This window comes from Kiritimatiellales bacterium (assembly GCA_041656295.1).
Lineage (GTDB): Bacteria > Verrucomicrobiota > Kiritimatiellia > Kiritimatiellales > Tichowtungiaceae > Tichowtungia.
Map to the genome: position 1 here is coordinate 142,722 of JBBADV010000001.1, position 20,910 is coordinate 163,631.

Annotated in this window: 16 protein-coding genes; 10 read left to right on the forward strand and 6 right to left on the reverse strand. The window is 49.3% G+C overall.

Annotation, left to right across the window (positions count from 1 at the left end):
- Positions 1-3: 3 nt before the first annotated feature.
- Positions 4-1,941 carry an FAD-dependent oxidoreductase gene (locus WC959_00580; GenBank protein MFA5687639.1) on the forward strand — a complete coding sequence of 646 codons (1,938 nt, stop codon included), beginning with the start codon at positions 4-6 and terminating at the stop codon, positions 1,939-1,941.
- Between the two features lie 533 nt (positions 1,942-2,474).
- Here WC959_00580 and der read toward each other — a convergent pair.
- Positions 2,475-3,854 (reverse strand): ribosome biogenesis GTPase Der, encoded by a 1,380-nt coding sequence (gene der, locus WC959_00585; GenBank protein MFA5687640.1) that lies wholly within the window; start codon positions 3,852-3,854, stop codon positions 2,475-2,477.
- A 106-nt stretch (positions 3,855-3,960) separates the two neighbouring features.
- Here der and tpx point away from each other — a divergent pair, with 106 nt between their 5' ends.
- The 4 genes from tpx to WC959_00605 all read left to right on the forward strand — a co-directional run bounded on the left by tpx (position 3,961) and on the right by WC959_00605 (position 9,181).
- Positions 3,961-4,458: a thiol peroxidase gene (gene tpx / locus WC959_00590; protein ID MFA5687641.1), complete on the forward strand. Its 498-nt coding sequence runs from the start codon at positions 3,961-3,963 to the stop codon at positions 4,456-4,458.
- Positions 4,459-4,801: 343 nt separating this feature from the next.
- Complete coding sequence (locus tag WC959_00595) at positions 4,802-6,049, forward strand: TolC family protein (GenBank protein MFA5687642.1); 1,248 nt, start codon at positions 4,802-4,804, stop codon at positions 6,047-6,049.
- A 177-nt stretch (positions 6,050-6,226) separates the two neighbouring features.
- Complete coding sequence (locus WC959_00600) at positions 6,227-7,210, forward strand: efflux RND transporter periplasmic adaptor subunit (protein ID MFA5687643.1); 984 nt, start codon at positions 6,227-6,229, stop codon at positions 7,208-7,210.
- A complete protein-coding gene (locus WC959_00605) occupies positions 7,211-9,181 on the forward strand; it encodes an ABC transporter permease (GenBank protein ID MFA5687644.1) in 1,971 nt (656 codons plus the stop codon).
- A 38-nt stretch (positions 9,182-9,219) separates the two neighbouring features.
- Here WC959_00605 and WC959_00610 read toward each other — a convergent pair whose 3' ends face one another.
- The 4 genes from WC959_00610 to WC959_00625 are packed head-to-tail and all read right to left on the reverse strand — an operon-like array spanning position 9,220 to position 13,153.
- Positions 9,220-10,662 carry a hypothetical protein gene (locus WC959_00610; GenBank protein MFA5687645.1) on the reverse strand — a complete coding sequence of 481 codons (1,443 nt, stop codon included), beginning with the start codon at positions 10,660-10,662 and terminating at the stop codon, positions 9,220-9,222.
- A 10-nt stretch (positions 10,663-10,672) separates the two neighbouring features.
- Positions 10,673-10,867 (reverse strand): DUF5989 family protein, encoded by a 195-nt coding sequence (locus WC959_00615; protein ID MFA5687646.1) that lies wholly within the window; start codon positions 10,865-10,867, stop codon positions 10,673-10,675.
- 12 nt (positions 10,868-10,879) lie between these two features.
- Positions 10,880-11,299, reverse strand: a complete 420-nt coding sequence (locus WC959_00620; protein ID MFA5687647.1) for an SxtJ family membrane protein — start codon at positions 11,297-11,299, stop codon at positions 10,880-10,882.
- A 3-nt stretch (positions 11,300-11,302) separates the two neighbouring features.
- On the reverse strand, positions 11,303-13,153 hold the full coding sequence (locus WC959_00625; GenBank protein ID MFA5687648.1) for a carbamoyltransferase: 1,851 nt from the start codon (positions 13,151-13,153) through the stop codon (positions 11,303-11,305).
- Between the two features lie 219 nt (positions 13,154-13,372).
- On the opposite strand from WC959_00625, the gene WC959_00630 reads away from it, so the two are divergent.
- Positions 13,373-14,068 carry a hypothetical protein gene (locus WC959_00630; GenBank protein ID MFA5687649.1) on the forward strand — a complete coding sequence of 232 codons (696 nt, stop codon included), beginning with the start codon at positions 13,373-13,375 and terminating at the stop codon, positions 14,066-14,068.
- 42 nt (positions 14,069-14,110) lie between these two features.
- Here WC959_00630 and WC959_00635 read toward each other — a convergent pair whose 3' ends face one another.
- A complete protein-coding gene (locus WC959_00635; protein MFA5687650.1) occupies positions 14,111-15,520 on the reverse strand; it encodes a lipopolysaccharide kinase InaA family protein in 1,410 nt (469 codons plus the stop codon).
- Positions 15,521-15,680: 160 nt separating this feature from the next.
- Here WC959_00635 and WC959_00640 point away from each other — a divergent pair, with 160 nt between their 5' ends.
- From WC959_00640 to WC959_00655, 4 genes are all read left to right on the forward strand, one after another.
- A complete protein-coding gene (locus tag WC959_00640) occupies positions 15,681-17,024 on the forward strand; it encodes a glycosyltransferase (GenBank protein ID MFA5687651.1) in 1,344 nt (447 codons plus the stop codon).
- A gap of 87 nt (positions 17,025-17,111) precedes the next feature.
- Positions 17,112-18,254, forward strand: a complete 1,143-nt coding sequence (locus WC959_00645) for an ATP-binding protein (GenBank protein MFA5687652.1) — start codon at positions 17,112-17,114, stop codon at positions 18,252-18,254.
- 113 nt (positions 18,255-18,367) lie between these two features.
- Complete coding sequence (gene rfaP, locus WC959_00650; GenBank protein MFA5687653.1) at positions 18,368-19,243, forward strand: lipopolysaccharide core heptose(I) kinase RfaP; 876 nt, start codon at positions 18,368-18,370, stop codon at positions 19,241-19,243.
- Positions 19,244-19,344: 101 nt separating this feature from the next.
- A complete protein-coding gene (locus WC959_00655) occupies positions 19,345-20,598 on the forward strand; it encodes a DUF4143 domain-containing protein (protein ID MFA5687654.1) in 1,254 nt (417 codons plus the stop codon).
- The last annotated feature ends 312 nt before the right edge of the window (positions 20,599-20,910 follow it).

Below are 20,910 nucleotides of genomic sequence, written 5' to 3' on the forward strand. Positions count from 1 at the left end.
AAAATGAATTGTACTTTTGATGTAATCGTTGCAGGCGGCGGACACGCCGGGTGTGAAGCAGCACTGGCGGCTGCGCGCCTCGGCGTAAAAACGCTGCTGATCAGCCTGGACAAACGGATGATCGGACGAATGTCCTGTAATCCGTCAATTGGCGGCATTGCTAAATCACACATAGTAAAAGAGTTAGATTCATTAGGCGGAGAACAGGCACGCAATACGGATTACACCGGAATTCAGTTTCGTACGCTCAATACCCGTAAAGGTCCGGCGGTGCAGGCATTCCGCGCACAGAGCGATAAAGACACCTTCCCAGCCCGCCTGCAAGCAGTTTTAATGCAGCAGACAAATCTTAGCATTCTGGAAGCATCCGCTGCCGGCATCTGGACAGAATCGGGTATACTGAAAGGCATAGAGCTGGATAACCGAGAAAAGATTGCCGGGAAAACTGTTATTCTGACATCCGGTACATTTATGTGCGGGCGCATACTGATCGGGCAGCAGGTGATCAGTGAAGGTCGCTGGGGAGAAAAATCGGTAGACGCCCTCTCCGCTTCATTGCAATCACTTGGATTCGAGCTCGGTCGTATGAAAACCGGTACACCGCCGCGGATTCATAAAGATTCACTTGATTATTCAAAAATGAAAATTCATCCCGGCGATGAGCCGCCACTTTTTTTTTCGCGCGCGGCACGTTATGACTGGATGGATATCAATACTTTTTCCAATGTTCCACGTGGAACATCGGGTATGCCGGCTTATGATTCTGCCGGATCACCGTTCGATTCATGTTCCACGTGGAACATCCGTACAATGGATCGGGCTTCGCTGGTTTCTGTGCGGCGGCCACAGGTTCCGTGCTGGCTGACACACACAAATGCGACGACGCATCAGATTATTGCTGATAATCTCAAAAAAAGTTCACTTTACGGGGGGTTAATTGCAGGAACCGGCGTGCGCTATTGTCCGTCGATTGAAGATAAGATTGTAAAATTCCCACAACGTAACGCGCATCATGTATTTATTGAACCCGAAGGCCGGAATTCTCTCCGGATTTATCCGAATGGAACGTCGAACAGTCTGCCGGAAGAAATTCAGCACCAAATGATTCATTCCATTGAAGGCCTGGAAAATGCAGTGTTTATTCGCCCGGGTTATGCGATCGAATATGATTATGCGCCGCCGGAGCAGCTATTTCATACCTTAGAGACCAAAGCAGTGGAAAATCTCTATTTTGCAGGGCAAATCAACGGAACGACCGGCTATGAAGAAGCTGCCGGACAGGGATTTATTGCCGGAGTTAACGCTGCACGCAAAGTTTTAAGACAGCCGGAGTTTGTTTTACAGCGCGATGAAGCATATATCGGCGTTTTAATTGATGACTTGGTTTTAAAAGGTACTGATGAGCCGTACCGGATGTTTACATCGCGCGCGGAACACCGGTTAACACTCCGGCAGGATAATGTTTATTTCCGGCTGCATGAGCGCGCAAAAGAGCTCGGCATAGTTTCTGCCGATGAATTAAATGAGATTTCCAAGATACGGTATCAAATTGATAAAGAAATCGACCGCTTAAAACATAAATTTTCAGACGGAGCTTCGCTGGCGCAGATTTTATGCCGGCCCGGCAATTCATATAGCAATCTGCCGGGAGTAAATCCGAATCTGCCGCCGGAAGCAATAGAGCAAATTGAAACCTGCATCAAATACGAGGGGTACATTAAACGCGAGCAGAGACGTATTGCCGATTTCAACACACTGGAAAAACAACGGATTCCGGCGGCACTGAATTATGATACGATTTTAGCACTGAGGTTTGAAGCGCGCGAAAAACTGAAAAAAATCCTACCTGAAAATCTCGGACAGGCGTCACGCATTTCCGGCGTTAATCCGGCGGATATTTCAATTCTGTCTGTTTGGATTAAGGGGATGGGGAAGGTTTAGTTATAAGTTATTACTTATTGATTATCAGTAAATTGTCATTTAAAAACAGATCAAAAAATTAATAATCATGGAAACACAAAAATTTTCCCTTCCTGGCGTCATGGCGATTACAATACAATGCGAGTATTCTAAATTTTCCTGATTTCCGGTCTCTTTTAATTGATTAGAGCGTATTAAGAAAAATTATAGCCACAAAAAACACAAGAATACACAAAAGTGTAGTGCACCGCAGGCATCTTTGCCTGCCTTGGGAAATTCGCAGATAACGCAGATAACGCAGATGTTTAAACCACGGGATACACAAAACACACGGAAGTTTTGCAGAAAGCATCAGGCATTCAGGGATTAGCAGAGAGGCAGAGCAGTAGACGCGGCGCCCTCGCGGCGTTCCGTGTTCAGGGTTTTCAGTTTACAGTTGAGAGTTAAAAAGTTCTCAGTGTGCTCTGCGGTTTATCAATTATTCGGCCCATAATTATTTGGCGATTTTTGCGGCTATACATTAATTTAAAATGTTCTAATTAAAAACCAGAATATTATGCATTCCGTTTTTTCTTTTCTTCCAAATCGGGGCGAGGGCGCGGAACGAATTTGAGTTCGACAGGTGCGCCTTCAAGTCCGAAAGCTTTTCGGATTTCGTTTATCAGAAAGCGTTTATATGAGGATGTCGCGCGTAATGTATTGTTTACAAATAATTTAACATAAATCGGGCCCGTCCCGGACTGCGTTGCATAATAGACTTTAAGCGGTCGGCCTTTTACAATCGGCGGCGGATATTTTTCCATGGCATCGTGGATAACGCGGTTCAATACACCGGTGGTGAGTTTCATTTGAACCTGATCGGCAACGTAGTCGATCAGTTCCACGCTGCGCCGGATATTAAAACCTGATTTAGCAGAGATAAAAAGCAGGGGAGCAAAGTCAAGAAACGGCACCTCTTTGCGGAGAGCCGGTTCATATTGTGTTTGCGTAACCTCTGTTTCGTCCGTGAGATCCCATTTGTTTACGGCGAGAATGCAGCCTTTTTTTGCTTCAAGGATTTTGGCAGCAAGTTTTTTGTCCTGTAGCTTAGGCCCTTCAGCGGCATCCATGAGCAGAACGACTACGTCGGCACTGTCGATACTCTCTTCAGCCCGGATATTGCTGTAATGTTCCACCGCGCCGGACCGGCGATTGCGGCGGTTCACGCCGGCGGTGTCGATAAGCTGATAGTGTCGCGCCTGCGGTCCGGATCCGATGGTGAACGGAATTTCAATACTGTCGCGCGTTGTGCCGGGAATATCAGAAACGATCACGCGGTCGTTTTTAAGCAGCCTGTTGATGTAAGATGACTTGCCGGAATTCGGACGGCCGACAACTGCGACGCGCAGCGGCTTGTTTTCTTCCGGCGGCGGCGCTTCCGGCAGTGCAGAAAGTACGGCATCCAGCAGAACATCGATACCCCGGCCGTGCAATGCAGAAACAGGAAATACCGGAAAGCCGAGCTGTGCAAATTCAACTGAACTGTCATCGCGCTCCATGTTATCAGCTTTATTTGCGGCGAGGAATACCGGACGTCCGGCGCGGCGCAGAAGCAGAGCAACCTCTTCGTCCATTGGCAGAATTCCGGCGGTGATATCGACGGTAAAAATAATGGCGGCGGCATCTTCAATTGCAACGGCGACCTGCTGATTGGTGCTGTCGACAATAATGTCGTGTGCTGAACCGGAATCCATGGTACCGAGCCCGCCGGTGTCGATCAGTTCAAAATGCTGTTCGTCCCAGACCGCATTGCAAACGACGCGGTCGCGCGTAACGCCGCATTCCTCATGCACGATTGACACGCGCCGCCCGACAATCCGGTTAAAAAGGGCGGATTTCCCGATATTCGGCCGTCCAACGATTGCTACAGTTCTTTTTATTTCCCGGTTTTTCATAATCAAGCTCGTAAAATACAGTGCACATTCAATGGTTTACAGCTTGCAAAAGCAATCTTCTTTGTTTGAATCAATCACTTTACAATTAAACCCCAGGAGGATGAGTATGACACAGGTAACATTTCGAGGATCGCCGGTAAAAACCGCCGGCAAACTGCCGGAAACCGGCAGCGCAGCGCCGGATTTTACACTGACCAAGCAGGATCTCAGCGAAACGAAACTTACGGATTATCAAGGCCGGCGCCTGATTTTAAATATTTTTCCGAGTCTTGATACGCCGACCTGTGCCACGAGTGTCCGGCAGTTTAATCAGCGCGCCGCTGCGCTTGAAAATACCGTTGTGCTCTGTGTGTCGATGGATCTGCCGTTTGCACAAGCGCGGTTTTGTGGCGCAGCGGGAATTAAAAATATTGAAACCGGCTCCGGGTTCCGCTCGTCGTTCGGTGAACATTACGGCGTTACTATGGAAAATGGCCCGCTCGCCGGACTTTATGCACGTGCAGTCATTGTGATTGATGTCGCCGGCAAAACGGTCTACACGCAGCTTGTGCCGGAAATCGCCGATGAGCCGGACTATGATGCGGCGATTGCTGCGCTGAGCTGATTTGGAATGCGATGATTAAGGCGTACCCGCCGTATCACCGCTTTGAAAGCGGCGGTACGCCTGCGCTTTACCGCCGACTCCAAAGTTCTTATGAACAACTGTTGCATTGATGAATAAAGAAAGCCGGCGCGCTGGAGAGTGTGATAAATCATTTTTCTGCTGTCGCTTCGCGCCGGTTTGCCTGTTGCGGGATATAATCCCGGACAAATCCTTCCAGCCCCTGCGCATTAAAAACGGGAACTCGCCCGTTCACTTTCGGATAAAATTTTTGATTTTCGGTACGGTTTTTTGCAATGGTTGCGTTATATTTATCATTATGTCGAAATTGAAACAGGACATTTTTTTGACACTGACGGTACTGTTCGGTGTTGCCGGATTTGCGCAGGAAACACTGACGTGGGAAGAGTGTTTTGCGCGCGCGGTGAGCAATAATCTGAACCTTTCCGCCGGCCGGCTGAAGCTGGAGGAAGCGGAAGTGGCGCTGAAATCACAGAAATCCGTGTATCTGCCGGAAATTTCCGCGGACGGTAAATATGGCTCTGTCGGCACCAAAAATAAAAATGATTCTGACTGGCATGCACACGACACATCGTCGGTCGGTTTGAGCGCACGTTACGTTTTGTTTAACGGTTTCGGCGACCGCGCACGCGTTTCGCGCGCTGAGGCAGAACTCTATGCAGAGTATGCAAACTTTGATCAGACGTGCGCGAATTTAGAATATAATTTGCGCCGCGCGTTTGCGCAGCAGCTTTATGCACAGGAACTGATCGCGCTCGCTGAAAATATTGCGGTGCGCCGTGCAGACAACGTCCGGCTGATTGATATGCGCTATAAAGGCGGCCGGGAAAACAAGGGTTCGCTGCTGTTGAATCAGGCACAGCACCGGCAGTCGTTGTATGATGTTGAAGAAGCAAAGCGCGCGCTGGTTCTGGCGCGCCGGCAGCTGGCGACGCTGATGGGCGAGTATCAACCGGATGAGTTTTTCGTTGAAGGCGAACTGTACGCCGGGATCCCGCCGGAACGCGCGGCATTGAATGAACTGGCGGCACAAACACCTACGTACCGCTCCGCCGAAGCAAATGTAAAAGCAGCGGAGCAGGGCTACGTTATTACGCGCAGTGCGCATTTTCCAACGATTACAGCGAGCGGCTCCGCCGGCCGGTCGGGCAACAGCGAGCTGGAGAATAAAAGCTGGTCAGCGTCAATTTCGGCGTCAGTTCCGCTGTTTCAGGGCGGCAGATTGTATCATGACACGATCGCCGCCGGTCTGGCACGTGAGCGCACACGGCTGAATGCGGAACAGACGATGCTTGAATTATTGAATACGCTGCAGGATTCACTGAATTCATACACCGACCGCTATGAAACGATGGGCGTGCAGGAAGAACTGCTGCGCGCCGCCGAAATGCGCGCCGAAGTTGCGCGCGCACAATATCAGCAGGGACTGATCAGTTTTCAGGATTGGGACACGATTGAAAATTCATTGATTAACAGTCAGAAAAGCTGGCTGCTGAGCCGCCGGAATGCGGATCAGGCGATGGCGGCATGGCGCAATGCGCAGGGAATCAGTTCAATAGATCAGAATAATTGAGGGCAGAATAATTTTTTAACCGCAAATGGACGTAAATATTTTTTACACAGAGGAAACAAAAGGAAAAGAAGAGTTTCAAATCATTAGTGTGAATTAGTGGTTAAAATAATTTTTAAATTTTGAAAATCTAAAGTCTAAGGTCTAAAGCCTAATGTCTTTGGAAATAAGGAACGTGTTATGAAAAAATTTATTTTATTTCTAATTCTGCTCGGCTTCGCCGGCGGCGGAACGTGGTATTATTTTCAGCAGAAAAAAGCAAAAGAAGCGAAAGCGGCGCAGAACAAATTTACGCCGGCGGCGGTAACGCTCCGCACACTGAACCGGACGGTCGAAAGCACCGGAACGGTGAGTCCGGAAAACCGGCTGCAAATTAAACCCCCGATCGCCGGACGGCTGGAAAAACTTCTCGTGGACGAAGGAGAAGATGTTGTGCAGGGCCAGTTGATTGCATGGGTAAGCTCCACCGAACGTGCAAGCCTGCTGGATATCGCGCGCGCAACGAGTGAAGAGGAATTGAAATACTGGGAGGAAATTTATAAAGCCACGCCGCTGCTGTCGCCGCTCAGCGGTACGGTCATTGTCCGGAATCTTGAGCCGGGGCAGACGGTGACAGCGAGTGATGCGGTGATTGTGATTGCTGACCGGCTGATCGTGGTCGGTCAGGTGGACGAAACAGATATCGGTTCCATTGTGCCGGGGCAGACGGTTAACATTCAACTCGATGCCTATCCGGATTCTGCGTTTCAAGGTAAAGTCGACAGCATCGCATACGATTCAAAGATGGTCAGCAATGTGACGATGTATGAGGTAGATGTACGACCGGAAAATATTCCGGATTTTGCACGCAGCGGCATGACGGCGACACTGACGTTTATCATTGAGCGCCGCGAAAAAGTGCCGGTGGTTCCGACATCCGCCATTCAGTTCAGAGACCGCCGCAATGTTGTCTTAATCCCGGCGGCGGACGGTGCCGAACCGGGGGCGGTACCGGTGCGCACCGGCATCAGCGAAAATTCGTTCACAGAAATTCTGGAAGGGCTTGAGCCCGGCGATGCCATTCTGGTTCCGCAGCTTTCGCTGCGCCGTGAAGCCGCCGGGAATCCGTTTATGCCCGGTGGAAATAACCGCAACCGCTCAAGCTCTTCACAGCAAAGACGCTAAATGATCCGGCTTTTAAACATTTGTAAAACGTATTACATGGGCGAAAACAATGTCGTTCGCGCATTGAATAACGTTTCACTGAACATTGACCGCGGCGAATTTATTGCCATTATCGGAGCGTCCGGTTCCGGTAAATCTACATTAATGCATGCCATCGGACTGCTCGACAGACCGGACAGCGGGATCTATGAAATCAACGGCAGAAATGTGATGAAACTGTCGGACGTGGAAACCGCGCGGCTGCGCAACCGGACCATCGGTTTTATCTTCCAGCAGTTCAATCTGCTCAGCCGCATGAATGCATTGGAAAATGTCAACCTGCCTTTGCTCTATTCAGGCAATACTGCACGGTGGAAACGCGGACAGAAGATGCTGGAGCGTGTCGGGCTCGGTAACCGGATGCACCACCGCCCCAATGAACTTTCCGGCGGACAGCAGCAGCGCGTGGCCATTGCGCGCGCGCTGGTGAATACTCCGTCTATTATCCTCGCCGACGAGCCGACCGGAAATCTCGATTCGAAAAGCTCTAAAGATATTATGGCGCTTTTCCGTGCGCTGCACCGGCAGGGACTCACCATCATTCTGGTCACGCACGATAACGACGTCGCCGGACATGCCGACCGGATCATCACCTTGCGTGATGGAGAAATTATTGAAGACCGCCGGAATTTAAATCCCGTTATTCATTCCACCGAAGGAGAAGACGGGTTGACGCTGCTGCAGGACGATAAAAAACGCAATCCGCTTTCGCTGCTGTTTGAGAGCTCCGCGCTGGCAAGGCAAAGTCTGCGCGCATTATGGTATAATAAAGCACGTACCTTTCTTTCAGCACTTGGAATTATGATCGGGATTGCCGCGGTTATCGCCATTGTTTCACTTACACTCGGGGCAAAACAATCCATGAGCGAGCAGTTCGCTCGGCTCGGTTCGAATATGTTAAGCATCCGTCCGGCGTCGCGCGTCAGCCAGGGGGTTCGTCTCTCTGCCGGAGAAATTTCGCGGCTTCAACTGGAAGATGTCCCGGCACTCGTTACGCGCATTCCATCTGTAAAGCGCGCCAGTGCCACGGTTTACGGCAGTGTACAGCTTCAGGCCGGATCAAAAAACTGGGCGACATCTGTTTACGGTGTATCGCCGGAATACGCACCGATGCGAGCAGATGAGCCGTCTCTCGGGCGTTACATCACCGCAGAAGATGTGAGCAAACGTTCCCGTATTGTAATTATTGGAATGACGCCGGCGCGCGAACTGTTCGGCGAAGGAGTGAATCCTGTGGGACAAAAACTGCGCGTCAACCGTGCCTCCTATGAAATTGTCGGTGTACTGCCGGAAAAAGGTTCCAGCGGCTGGCGCGACGAAGACGATCACATTAAAATTCCGGTCACCACCGCCATGTACCGTCTGCTCGGCAAACGTTATATCGACACCATTGATGCCGAAATTGACGATGCCGGAAATATTCCGCAGGCGCAGGACGAAATTATGGTGCTTCTTTCACAGCGTCACGGCCTCAATCCGGCTAAAAATCCGTTCAATATCCGTAATATGGCGGAAATACAGGAAATGCTGAGTTCGACCACGCGTCTCATGTCCGGGCTGCTCGGCAGTATCGCCGGAATTTCGCTTATCGTGGGCGGCATCGGCATCATGAATATCATGCTCGTATCCGTTACGGAACGGACGCGCGAAATCGGATTACGCAAAGCCATCGGCGCACGCCGGCAGGACATTCTGATGCAATTCCTTATCGAAGCGCTTGCCGTCAGCCTGCTGGGCGGATTTTCCGGTTTAATTATTGGTATCGGCGCCAGCCTCGGACTCGGGAAAGTAATGGCGTGGCCGATTTTAATCAGCGGGCTCTCCGCCGTTGTTGCCTTCGGATTTTCTATATTCATTGGCATCTTTTTTGGACTCTGGCCGGCGGTCAAAGCCTCCAAACTCGATCCAATCGAGGCATTGCGTTATGAATAGTCCGCTGTCGCATATTTAGAAGCGGTGTCCGGACGCGTTTATTGGCTCCGGATGGTTTCGTGCAGAAAATCTGCAACAACATCATGGCCTTCAGGTGTCCAGTGCTGGTCATACGTGTAATAGGTGCGGACACCGGCGCGGGTTTGCTGCCGCAGCGGTTCGGTGAGGCTGATGAATTGAACTTCGTTTGCCTGACAGAGATCGCGAAATATTTTTTCCCGTACAGCAGTACCGGCAATGAGTGCATCCATGAATTCCGGCGCCGGCGGCAGATCGTTCAGCCGTGTTCTCAGAAATGCGCGTACCTGTCCTGCCGGAACCTGTGCGGCAATGTCATGAATCAGGATGTGCGGTTTGTCCGGTGCGTAAAGGACGACCAGTTGAATATCATTTGCACGGCAAACGTCGATCGCCTCCTGGAGCAGACGGATGGATTCGCGGCAGGCTTTTGTGGCGTTGAACGATTCGGCAGTAATGTAGTGCTGTTCAAGCCGTTTGACGTCAAACGCATACCCGTATGCGCCGCCGTCGGGCAGGCGGAACGGCAGCCATGCCACCGGATACATACTGTGCGACGGATTATTAATCTCCGGATCATTCCTGAAGCGGTTTTTACCGGACGGGCCGAGATGTTTTATGAGATAATTTTTTAACAGCGTGCGCAGCGGCGACGTTTTAAACGGATTCGAACGGGCTTTTTTTGAGTCTTCGACTGCCGAGATTTTTTCCTGCCGGAAATTTGAATCGCGGAAATCGTTGCCTTCATAAAGCATGTAGAGTGCAACGCCGGGTTTGAGCGCCGTGCCGAATTTTTCCAGCGTGTCGAGATAGGTGAGCGGGCTGCCGCCGGACATACCGAGGTTATAAATTTTTACTCCGCGCATTTGCGCCAGTTTCGGCACCCAGCCGTCGAAATCCGAAACGCTGGAGCCTTCGGCGAACGAATCGCCGAGCACAATCCAGTCATATGTTTCAGCTTGAACCGGATTGCGGAAGCCGTTGCTGTCGACGCTCAGCGTAAATTCCACCGGCGGATATCCGGGCGTTGCGTTCGGATAGCAGAATGCAAATTCTGGAAAATCATGAAACACGCCGGTGAATACCTGATTCGGCGTGCGGTGATATGATGTTGCGGTGCCGACGTACGCCGCCGCACGGTGTTTTCCAATCGTGCGCAGCGCCGCGTCGGCGATCATGATGGCGATGATAATCGAGAGTGTTGCTGACGCAGCTTTAAACCGCTCAATCCGGCGCGCGCGCGGATCGGCGACTTTCTTTTTCCACATTGCGCGGAGAATCATCAATAACACCGGAGTGAACATGAGCAGGGAGATCGTTTTGCTGAGCGTATAACGTCCAAGCAGAATCGGGCGCTGTTGTGCGACGTAATATGCCAGATCGCTTTGAACACCCCACATCGCGGCGAGCGCCATAAGAATCAAAGCCGTCAGAATAACCCGGCCGGCGGTGGCTTTTTTCATGTAAAACTCCTTAAAAGAGCGGATAGATAAACGGCGCGACAGCCGAGCTGCTGAGCAGAACGAGCAGACCGAGCCCGAGCAGAATCAGTAAAACCGGCAGCAGCCACCATTTTTTGTTATGCTTGAGAAAGTCAAAAAACTCGCTGATGAGTGACGTGCGTTTTTCCTGTGAAAGCTGTTTAAAATCTTCGGGTTCCTGAGTCATTTGCGCGGCTCCTTAGAATTGATTAAAATACTGTTTTAATGAACGTTTTTGCGCATACGGCACCCAATAACTGGCGGCGCTTGCATCATATTTCCGGTGCAGCGGATCGCGGCGCAGCAGTTTAAAAACCAGTCCGGTTCCGGTGATGACCACATAATAAAAGATTCCCATGACGATGTGACTGATCACCCAGCCGATTGGAAACGCAACCACAATCAGCGCAATGTAAACCGGCCTGATAAGTTTGACGGAAATCCGGCTGAGCAGGTAAATGACAACACCGGTGATGCAAAAACCGACAAATACACTTACGGACATTCCGGCGATCCACATAAAAAAGAGTCCAAGAATGTTCAGCATGCACAGTGTAACTTCACCGAATTCGCGAAGCTGTTTATCTGATGGTTTAAGGTTTAAAGAAACAAGTGCCATGATTTAATCCAGTTCAAATTTTGCGATATATTTTTCAATGTCCTGCTGACTTATTTCCGGCTGCCGGTCTTTATGCAGCACAAAATTTTCGACCACGAGCACGTCCATGTGCGTTGAAAGGAAACAGCGGTATGCGTCTTCCGGCGTGCAGACGATCGGTTCGCCGCGAATATTAAAGCTGGTGTTAATGACGAGCGGGCAGCCGGTTTTCTGATTCAGTCTGTCGAGCAGTTTATGATAACGGCCGTGGCGGTTTGCATCGACCGTTTGAACGCGGGCAGAATAGTCCACATGCGTAACGCCGGGGATTTCGCTGCGTTTTACTTTCAGCAGATCGATGCCGGTGAGATTGTCAGTGGATGCATTTTGTGCGGTGCGTTTATTTTCCTGTACCGGTGAAACGAGCAGCATGTACGGACTCTCAACACGCGGATCGAGATCAAAATATTCACTGGCGCTTTCGCGCAGAACGCTCGGCGCAAACGGCCGGAACGATTCGCGGAATTTGATTTTCAGATTCATTTTTGACTGCATTTCATCACTGCGTGCGTCGCCGATAATACTGCGGCTGCCAAGTGCGCGCGGCCCGAATTCCATGCGCCCCTGAAACCAGCCGATTACTTTGCTGCTGTTAATTTCATGAGTCACCGCCTCAACGAGCTCTGTTTCATCGGAGAAAAAGTCGTACACCGCGCCGGTGGAATCAAAAAACGCTTGGATTTCTCTTTCGGTGAATTGCGGGCCGAGCAGTGAGCCGGATTGAAGATCATTTGTATCATCAGCGGTACGCGGATTATTCAGCAGTTGATACTGTACAAACAACGCCGCGCCGAGCGCGCCGCCGGCGTCACCCGCCGCCGGTTGAATCCAGATATTTTCAAACGGGCCGTCGCGTAGAATTTTTCCATTCCCGACGCAGTTGAGCGCCACGCCGCCGGCGAGCACCAGATTTTTCAGACCGGTTTTCTCATAAGCGAAGCGGGCAATTTTCAGCATGATCTCTTCGGTGACCGCCTGAATTGACGCCGCGATATCCATTTCATGCTGCGTTACCGGTGTCTCCGGCGTGCGGCGCGGTTTACCGAACAGCTGCTCAAATTTTTTACTGATCATTACGTCGCTGTAACAATAGGCAAAATAATCCATATTCAGCCGGAACGAGCCGTCGTCTTTCAAGTCGAGCAGATGGTTGCGAATCAGATCGCGATAGACTGGTTTGCCGTACGGCGCGAGTCCCATCAGTTTGTATTCGCCGGAATTCACTTTAAAGCCGGTGTAGTAGGTGAATGCCGAATAGAGCAGGCCGAGCGAGTGGGGGAAGCGCAGTTCGTAAAGCAGGTTAATTTTATTGCCGTGTCCGGTGCCGATGCTGGCAGTAGTCCATTCGCCGACGCCGTCGAGCGTGACGATCGCGGCTTCATGATACGGACCGGGAAAAAATGCACTTGCGGCGTGCGATTCATGATGTTCGGTAAAAATATACCGGCCGGAAAATTTGTCCCCAAGTGCCTGATCGATTTCGCGCGGGATGTGCAGCTTTTCATTCAGCCACGCCGGGATTCCCATTAAAAACTGTTTAAATCCGCGCGGTGCGTATGCAATCCATGTTTCAAGCAGGCGGTCAAATTTTTGAAACGGTTTTTCATAAAACACCACATAATCGAGATCGGCGGCGGAAATTCCGGCTTCCTTTAAACAGTACTCAATGGCATGCACCGGCATGCGAGCGTCGTGTTTTTTGCGCGTAAAACGTTCTTCCTGCGCCGCCGCAATAATTTTTCCGTCCCGGATCAGCGCCGCCGCGCTGTCATGATAAAGTCCGGAAAGCCCTAGAATCGTAACAGAATCAGCCATTTAAAATTCCTTAACATTTTACGCACCATGCCAAAGCACACTTTTTAAGTCAAGGAGGGCCGGGAAGATAAAAATTTTTCGCAGATGAACAGAATCTGCGTTCATCTGATTTTTACGGGCGGCGGATTTTATTTTTGGTGTTTCATGTGCAGACAGGCATGTCTGCACCGTAAATATCCTTGTTCTATGACAGAAATCACTTAAAAACGGGGTTACTTTGTGGCAAATTCTCATTCGAATAAAATGCGCACACTTTCGAAAATAGAATATGAAGAGCTGCTGAGACAGTCTGAAATTATTGAACAGGACGGTTACGGCGTGAAAGTTATTCGCATGCCGGACGGGAATTTTCTGAAGACATTCTGGCTGCGTCGTGTATTTACATCGCGCCGTATTTTCCCTGAATGGCTGCGTTTTAAACAGAATGCCGCCGGATTACACCGGCGGAAAATTCCTACTGTGACCGTGCTTGAGACACTGCGCATACCTCATTTAAACCGTACCGCTGTGATTTATATTCCGCTGGAAGGGCAGACCATCCGGCAGCTGGCTGCCGCCGGAGGAATCTCCGGCGGATTAATTTTCCGGCTGGGAAAATTTATTGCGGAGCTGCACCGGCAAGGCATCTATTTCCGTTCATTGCACTTCGGGAATGTACTGCTGTGTCCGGATGGAAATTTCGGGCTGATTGATATTTCAAACATGAAAACTATTCCGTGGGCGTTAGGGTTTACCGCACGCCGCCGGAATTTCGTTAATCTGTTCCGTTATTCACAGGATTTGGAAGTTTTGCACCGCACCGGAATTCAGAATTTTATCGATGGTTATTTGAACGGCGCCGGCAAACGTTTTTCCGGCAGCGTGAACAGCGCATTGACTGAATTTAAGCCATCGGGGAAATTCCAGGCCGGATGACAGGGTTCATAGGATTTTTTTATCCCGATATCCTGTCAAAAATTATTCCGGCAGGTTTGCATCCAGCCAGCGGTATAACGAACTTTCCGGCGGCCAGTTTTGCAAGAACCGTACACGATCCTGCGCCCATTTCTTTTTATACATGAAGCCGGAGCGGTGCCACTTCATTACATCCAGATCAATCAAAAAAAGTTTTTCAGCATTCCAGATCAGATTGGTGGCTTTCATGTCGCCGTGACTGATTTTCTCTGTATGCAGTGTATCAAACAGATTCAGCAGAGCCGCTTTCAGTTCCGATGCCGGTTCCTGCTGCGGATCTAAAGTTTCTTGCAGTGTTTTGCCGGCGCAAAACTCATTAATAATCCACGCGTGTCGCCGGAAAATCCAAAACCGTTCTTCAATCAGAGCCACCGGCGCCGGTGTGTTTAAACTTTCGAGCTGCAAAAGCTGTCCTGCTTTCCACGCATTCCACGCGCGGCTTGGACGCCAGAAACGCAGAAAAGCGTGCCGCCGGTTTTTTAGATTATACCGTTTAATCACGAGTTGTTGCCCGACGCAGTCAAACTGCGCAACCGTACTGCTGCCGCCGGTCTTTAACCGGAATCCGTTTTCAATAAATTCGTCCGGGTTTTTTAAAACAGGTTGTAATATTCCTGAAGCGTCGCGGCGGGTTGAAGTGAATTTGAAAAATGTTTTTTGAACAGAATATCCCGCAGAACTCCGGAAACTTTTTTTTATATGTTTTTCATATAAATTCCGGCGCAAGATTTTTGCAGTATGCCAGACTTTTTCGGGTGAAAGACGAATGGACGGATTTTCCTGCAGATAACTTTCCATTACCTTCTGATGGGCTTCGCTCCAGGCGGCAGACAGTAAAAAAAGAAGCGACGAAAGATTCGCAATGGCTTTTTGATTGTGCGCAGGTTTTCGTAAAAATGTGGTTTTTACTGCATCACCATCAATCATCCAGAGATGTTCTCCGTTCGAGAGGAAATTGCCAGTGTGTAAATCGCCGTGAATAATTCCGGCATTGTGCATTTTTCCGGTCAGTCGTGCAGCTTCTGATGCAAACCATACTTTTCCGTTTTTGTCCGATATTTGAATTTTTTTACGGAGTGTTTCGGATTGTTCGAGAAATTTGATGATCAGCACTTTCCCGCCGGAAGCGAGATCGATGCACCCTTTAATTTCCGGCGTTGGAATTCCGGCATTTTTGAGCAGGATAAGTCCGCGTAATTCGCGCCGGCAATGTATTCTGCCGCGCTTTGAAATGAAGAGTTTCACCAGGACAGTTTCACCGTTCACAGTGGCTTTCCCTGTAATCCGTTTTTTAGGCAGAATACGAAACGGCTGAAGAAATTGAATGACTTCGCCGGTTTTGGTCGTGATCGAAAACTCCGGAGGAACAGCACGTCCGGCGCGCCGCAGCTCAACTGTGCTGATTTCTCTCATTTATAGACCGGTTTCTTCACCGCGAATGAACGCGGATTTTCGCGAATAAAAGTTTCTAATATGCAACGTTTCTAATGTGACTGCCAATTAATTAATAATTTTGTAGATATTAAACTCTAAACTTTGAACTTTGAACTCTGAACTGTATAAAAACGTATAAATGACAATTATATTCTGTCTGTTTAAATATTTTCCGTACGGAGGACTTCAGCGTGACTTTCTGCGTATTGCGCTGGAGTGTCAGCGACGCGGAGCAAAAATTATTGTTTATACGCTTGCGTGGGAGGGTCCGGTTCCGGACGGATTTGATATTCACATTGTTCCGGTTCGTGCATTTCGCAATCACCGGCGTGTCAAAAAGTTTTCAGAATGGATAGAGGCACAAAGGCTCAAAGGCACAGAGGCGCAGAGACAGGCACGAGGCATTGGGCATGAGGCATTAGAAAATTCTCAAACATCAGCCAGTGAACAGCAATCGGCAATCGGCAACCGAGCCTCCAGCGCGCCGGGCTTCGCGAATGCGAAGCAACGAAGTGGCAACCCCCAACCCCCAACCCCCAACCCCCAATCTCCAACCTCCAATCCTCAATCTTCAATCTTAATCGTTGGTTTCAACAAAATGCCGGGACTGGATATGTATTTTGCAGCGGATTCCTGTTTTGCAGAACGCATTGCCCGGCGGAATATGTTCTGTCGCATTTTGCCGCGGGTTCGGACCTATTTAAAATTTGAATCCGCAGTTTTCGCTGCCGATTCGTCAACGTTTGTTTTGATGATTGCGCCACAGCAGGTTGAGGATTTCCGGCATTATTACTCAATACCGCCCGACCGGTTCGTTCTTTTACCGCCGGGAATGACTACTGAATTTATAACGCAGGCAGAAAAAAAAGACAGGGCCGAAGAACGGAAAAAGTTATCGCTGGCGGATGATAATTTTCTTTTATTGCATGTCGGGTCTGCTTTTAAAACTAAAGGCGTAGATCGCGGGATAAAGGCTTTTGCCGCATTGCCGGCCTGTATTCGGGGGAAAAGTATATACTTTATCGCTGGAGACGGCGCAATTAAGTCGTATCAACGGCTGGCGCGGAAACGTGGCGTTGAAGATCGGGTTATTTTCGGCGGAGTGCAAACGGATATTCCGGCGTTAATGAGTGCGGCGGATTTATTGATTCATCCGGCGCGGAATGAAGCTGCCGGTATGGTGCTGCTTGAGAGCCTGATTTGCGGACTCCCGGTGTTGTGCAGTAAAAACTGCGGATACGCTCCGTATATTCGTGACGCGGATGCCGGCATTATCCTGCATGAACCGTTTTCCCAGCAGGAACTGAACAGACAACTTGAGATGCTGTTGAAAAATAATGAACTTCTTCGTTACAGGATAAATGCGGAAAAATATGTTGCTGAAACTAACCTGACCGGAATGCATGAAGAAGCGGCAGATGCGATTTGTAAAGAAGCCAATAGGGCAATACTCAATAGACGAGTAAAAATACTCAATAAATGAGTAATTTTTATTTACACTGGATTGATTTTGTTTAATATCAACAGTATGAAGATGATAACAAGAGAGTTTTCCCGGAGTGCTCTTGCGATGATTCAGGAAAATTCACCGTTTATCCAGGTGATTTGCGGTCCGAGGCAGGTTGGGAAAACCACCGCGGCACGCCAGATTATGGAAGATGCCGGAATTCCGTCACTTTACGCAGCAGCGGATAGTGCGGTGCCCCTCGGAACAGAATGGCTTGAGACTCAGTGGCACCGCGCGGAATACGAAGTAAAAACCACCGGAAAGCCTGTTTTGCTGGTGCTGGATGAACTGCAGAAGATTTCCGGCTGGAGCGACGCATTAAAATTTTTATGGGATCAGCGCCGGTCGGATATACGTTTACTGGTGCTTGGTTCGTCAGCCATGCTGCTGCAACGAGGCCTGACGGAAAGTCTTGCCGGACGGTTTTTTCTGCATCGTTTCCCGCATTGGTCATTTCCCGAATGCAGAGAGGCGTTTGGCTGGGATATGAATCGCTGGTTGTTTTTCGGCGGCTATCCGGGCGCCGCCCGTTTTGCGAACAATGAGGCAGAATGGATGCAATATGTTTCGGACTCATTAATCGAAACTGTTATTTCACGGGATGTGCTTCAGCTTCAGAATATCGCCAAGCCGGCGTTATTGCGGAATCTGTTTGGTCTGGCGACGACGTTTCCGGCGCAGATTCTTTCGTATAATAAAATGTTAGGACAGCTTCAGGATGCCGGAAATACAACCACACTGGCGCATTATTTAACGTTGCTGGAATCCGCATTTCTACTCAGCGGATTAGAACTCTATTCAAAAGGACAGCGCCGGAAACGCGGCAGCAGTCCGAAACTGATTTTGTGGAATAATGCGCTGATTAATGCCATTGGAATGCGCAGTATGGAACAGTGTATAACGGATTCTGCCTGGAGAGGACGGTTAGTTGAAAACGCCGTTGGCGCGCATTTACTGCAAACGCTTCATTCGGCAAATGCTTCAATCATGTACTGGCGCAAAGGCAATCTGGAAGTTGATTTTGTTGTTGAGCTCGCCGGGCGTACGATTGCGGTCGAGGTAAAGAGCGGACATTCCGGAGCAACAAATGGATTAGCTACGTTCAAAAAATATTATCCGGACAGCCGGGTACTGCTTGTAGGAGAAAACGGAATTCCACTGGAAGAGTTTTTTTCTGATATTTCCGGTGATTTCTTTAGACTATGAGAATATTCCGGCAGGCCTTACCGGTCTTTAGGAGATATATCTTCTGAATTCAGTAGAGTTTTTGTGAGAGAAATATGACTTGTTTAGAACCCGGAAATCAAAAAGCGGCGGATATGAGCTGTCCAGGGTTTGGGGCTCGGAGTTCGCCGGCAAATTTTTATCAATCGGAAATCGGAAATCGGAAATCGGAAATATTTCTAAATTCTGATTTCCAAAACGCATGGCGTGGCAAAGATCCGTTTGCAGAAGCATTCCGGCTGGATGGAGAAGTTTTCCGGTCGGTAAAATCGCGCCGGACATTCCGGTTTGAACTGAACGGCAAGAGTTATTTTGCGAAAGTACATCGGGGTGCCGGCTGGAAAGAAATTTTTAAAAATCTGTTCCAGTTTAAAAAGCCGGTGCTGAGTGCGCGAAATGAATATGACGCTATCCGGCGGCTGGAAAAGCTTGGTGTGGCAACCATGACCGTTGCGGCCTTCGGTGAGCGCGGTAAAAATCCGGCAAAAATTGAATCATTTATCATTACTGAAGAGCTGAAAAACACCATCAGCCTCGAAGATTTCTGCCGTGATTGGAAAGAGAACCCGTCGCCGTTTGCGCTAAAAAAAGCATTGATAGAATACATTGCAGCCGTCAGCCGGACATTGCACCGGAACGGCGTAAACCATCGCGACTATTACATCTGCCATTTTCTTTTTGATAAAAAACGCGACTGGCAGAAAGAGGGCGTCCTTGCCTATCTGATCGACCTGCACCGCACTCAACTTCGTAAAAAAACACCGCGCCGCTGGATCATCAAAGATCTCGCCGGGCTCTATTTTTCAACAATGGATATCGGATTAACAGAGCGTGATCTCTTCCGGTTCTTAAAAATTTACTCCGGATGCTCATTGGAGAATGCTTTGAATACGCAGTCTTCATTTTTCTATTCCGTTCAGTGGACTGCCTTAAAATTATATCGGAAAGAACAGATTTGTCCGAAAGGATAAATTTCTCGCCAGCGGAAACGTTGCAAAATCGAAATTATTTTTATTGCAAAACAGTAAACAAAAACATTGCAAAACAGGAATTAAAGATATAGGGTATCCCTGTGAAAAAGTATGAGCCGCGCTTAATTGATGAGTTACTTGAGCGAAAACTCAAGTCATCAGGTGCTGTTGTTTTGCGCGGACCCAGAGCGGTTGGGAAAACAACGACAGCGTTGCATCACGCTGCCAGTTCGGTTCGTTTGGATCAACGCAAGGACTTAATTATTGCGGCGGAGTTGACTCCCAAAACATTGCTGGCCGGTGCGGTTCCGCGCTTAATTGATGAATGGCAGCTCGCTCCGTCAATTTGGAACTCTATTCGGGCTGAAATTGATGAACGTGCTTTGCCCGGACAGTTTATTTTAACCGGTTCCGCCGCGCCGGATGAAGATAAAACGCGACACACCGGCGCAGGTCGTATGGCTCGACTGTTATTGCGCCCGATGACCTTATATGAACAAAAGAACTCCACCGGACAGGTTCGGTTTGCGGATCTTTTTGTAAAAGAAGCAACGGTTGGCGGTGCGGGCGGACCGGATATCTCTGAATATGCAGAACTCATTGTGAAAGGCGGGTGGCCTGCATTGCAAAAACTGGATGCTTCCGCCGCGATGGACGCATTGGCGGACTATGTGGATAATATTGCGGAAGTTGATCTCCGGACAATTGACGGGCGTCCGGAACCCGTCAGAATGGCCGCGTTGATTAAAGCGCTGGCTAGAAATATTTCCACAGAAGCCTCTCTCGAAAAACTGGCAGCTGAAGCTGAAATTTCGTCCGGCGGACTTTCAACGCCAACAGTCAGAAAATATCTGGATCAGCTTGCGCGAATTTTTATATTGGATGAGCTCCCTGCGTGGAAACCGCATCTCCGGTCAAGCATCCGTATGCGGGTAAAGCCGAAATGGCATTTCATTGATCCATCGATTGCAACCGCTTCGACCGGTGCATCTCCTGATAGATTGCTGGACGATTTGAATGCGATGGGACTGCTGTTTGAATCGCTCGTGCTCCGTGATATCCGGGTTTATGCCGATAGTGCAGATGCAACGGCGTTTCACTACCGCGACTCGACCAATTTAGAAATTGATGCAATTGTTGAGCGTCGCGATGGTATGTGGGCCGGAATAGAGGTGAAACTCGGCGGTGAGCGAGCAATCGAAGACGCTGTTGCAAATTTTAAAAAACTCCGCGCCCGTTTGACAGAACCGAAGCTTGCACGCCTGGCCTCACTCAGCATTATTACTGGCGGACAGGTCAGTTATACCCGCCCGGACGGAGTCCATGTAATTTCACTCGGTCATTTGTGCCCCTGATGCTCAGAGTGCTTTACGGCAGGACCCATTCTGCAATATGTTGCACTTTGGCCCGACCCATTCTGCAGCATACTGCATTGTTGCCGGACGATTATATTGTAAAAAGCAGGTGCGTCCAAAAGGCTGATTTCTTAAATATGGAACAAATCAAGAAAAGTTATCGCCGCAGAAATTTGTAAAAGGTACATAATAATTTGTGCTCCTGGTGTTCTTGCGCGGTTACACTTAAATGTTACCTGCATGTATTATTGAGCATCGAACATTGAAAATTAAACACTCTATGCTGCCTTTGCGCGGGGAATCCGCCTCCAT

Coding starts and splice junctions, on each gene's coding strand:
- WC959_00645 (MFA5687652.1), top strand. CDS start 17,112: ATGATTCAGGAAAATTCACCGTTTATCCAGGTGATTTGCGGTCCGAGG.
- WC959_00610 (MFA5687645.1), bottom strand. CDS start 10,662: ATGAAAAAAGCCACCGCCGGCCGGGTTATTCTGACGGCTTTGATTCTT.
- WC959_00605 (MFA5687644.1), top strand. CDS start 7,211: ATGATCCGGCTTTTAAACATTTGTAAAACGTATTACATGGGCGAAAAC.
- WC959_00580 (MFA5687639.1), top strand. CDS start 4: ATGAATTGTACTTTTGATGTAATCGTTGCAGGCGGCGGACACGCCGGG.
- WC959_00615 (MFA5687646.1), bottom strand. CDS start 10,867: ATGACTCAGGAACCCGAAGATTTTAAACAGCTTTCACAGGAAAAACGC.
- der (MFA5687640.1), bottom strand. CDS start 3,854: ATGAAAAACCGGGAAATAAAAAGAACTGTAGCAATCGTTGGACGGCCG.
- WC959_00635 (MFA5687650.1), bottom strand. CDS start 15,520: ATGAGAGAAATCAGCACAGTTGAGCTGCGGCGCGCCGGACGTGCTGTT.
- WC959_00620 (MFA5687647.1), bottom strand. CDS start 11,299: ATGGCACTTGTTTCTTTAAACCTTAAACCATCAGATAAACAGCTTCGC.
- tpx (MFA5687641.1), top strand. CDS start 3,961: ATGACACAGGTAACATTTCGAGGATCGCCGGTAAAAACCGCCGGCAAA.
- rfaP (MFA5687653.1), top strand. CDS start 18,368: ATGAGCTGTCCAGGGTTTGGGGCTCGGAGTTCGCCGGCAAATTTTTAT.
- WC959_00640 (MFA5687651.1), top strand. CDS start 15,681: ATGACAATTATATTCTGTCTGTTTAAATATTTTCCGTACGGAGGACTT.
- WC959_00600 (MFA5687643.1), top strand. CDS start 6,227: ATGAAAAAATTTATTTTATTTCTAATTCTGCTCGGCTTCGCCGGCGGC.
- WC959_00625 (MFA5687648.1), bottom strand. CDS start 13,153: ATGGCTGATTCTGTTACGATTCTAGGGCTTTCCGGACTTTATCATGAC.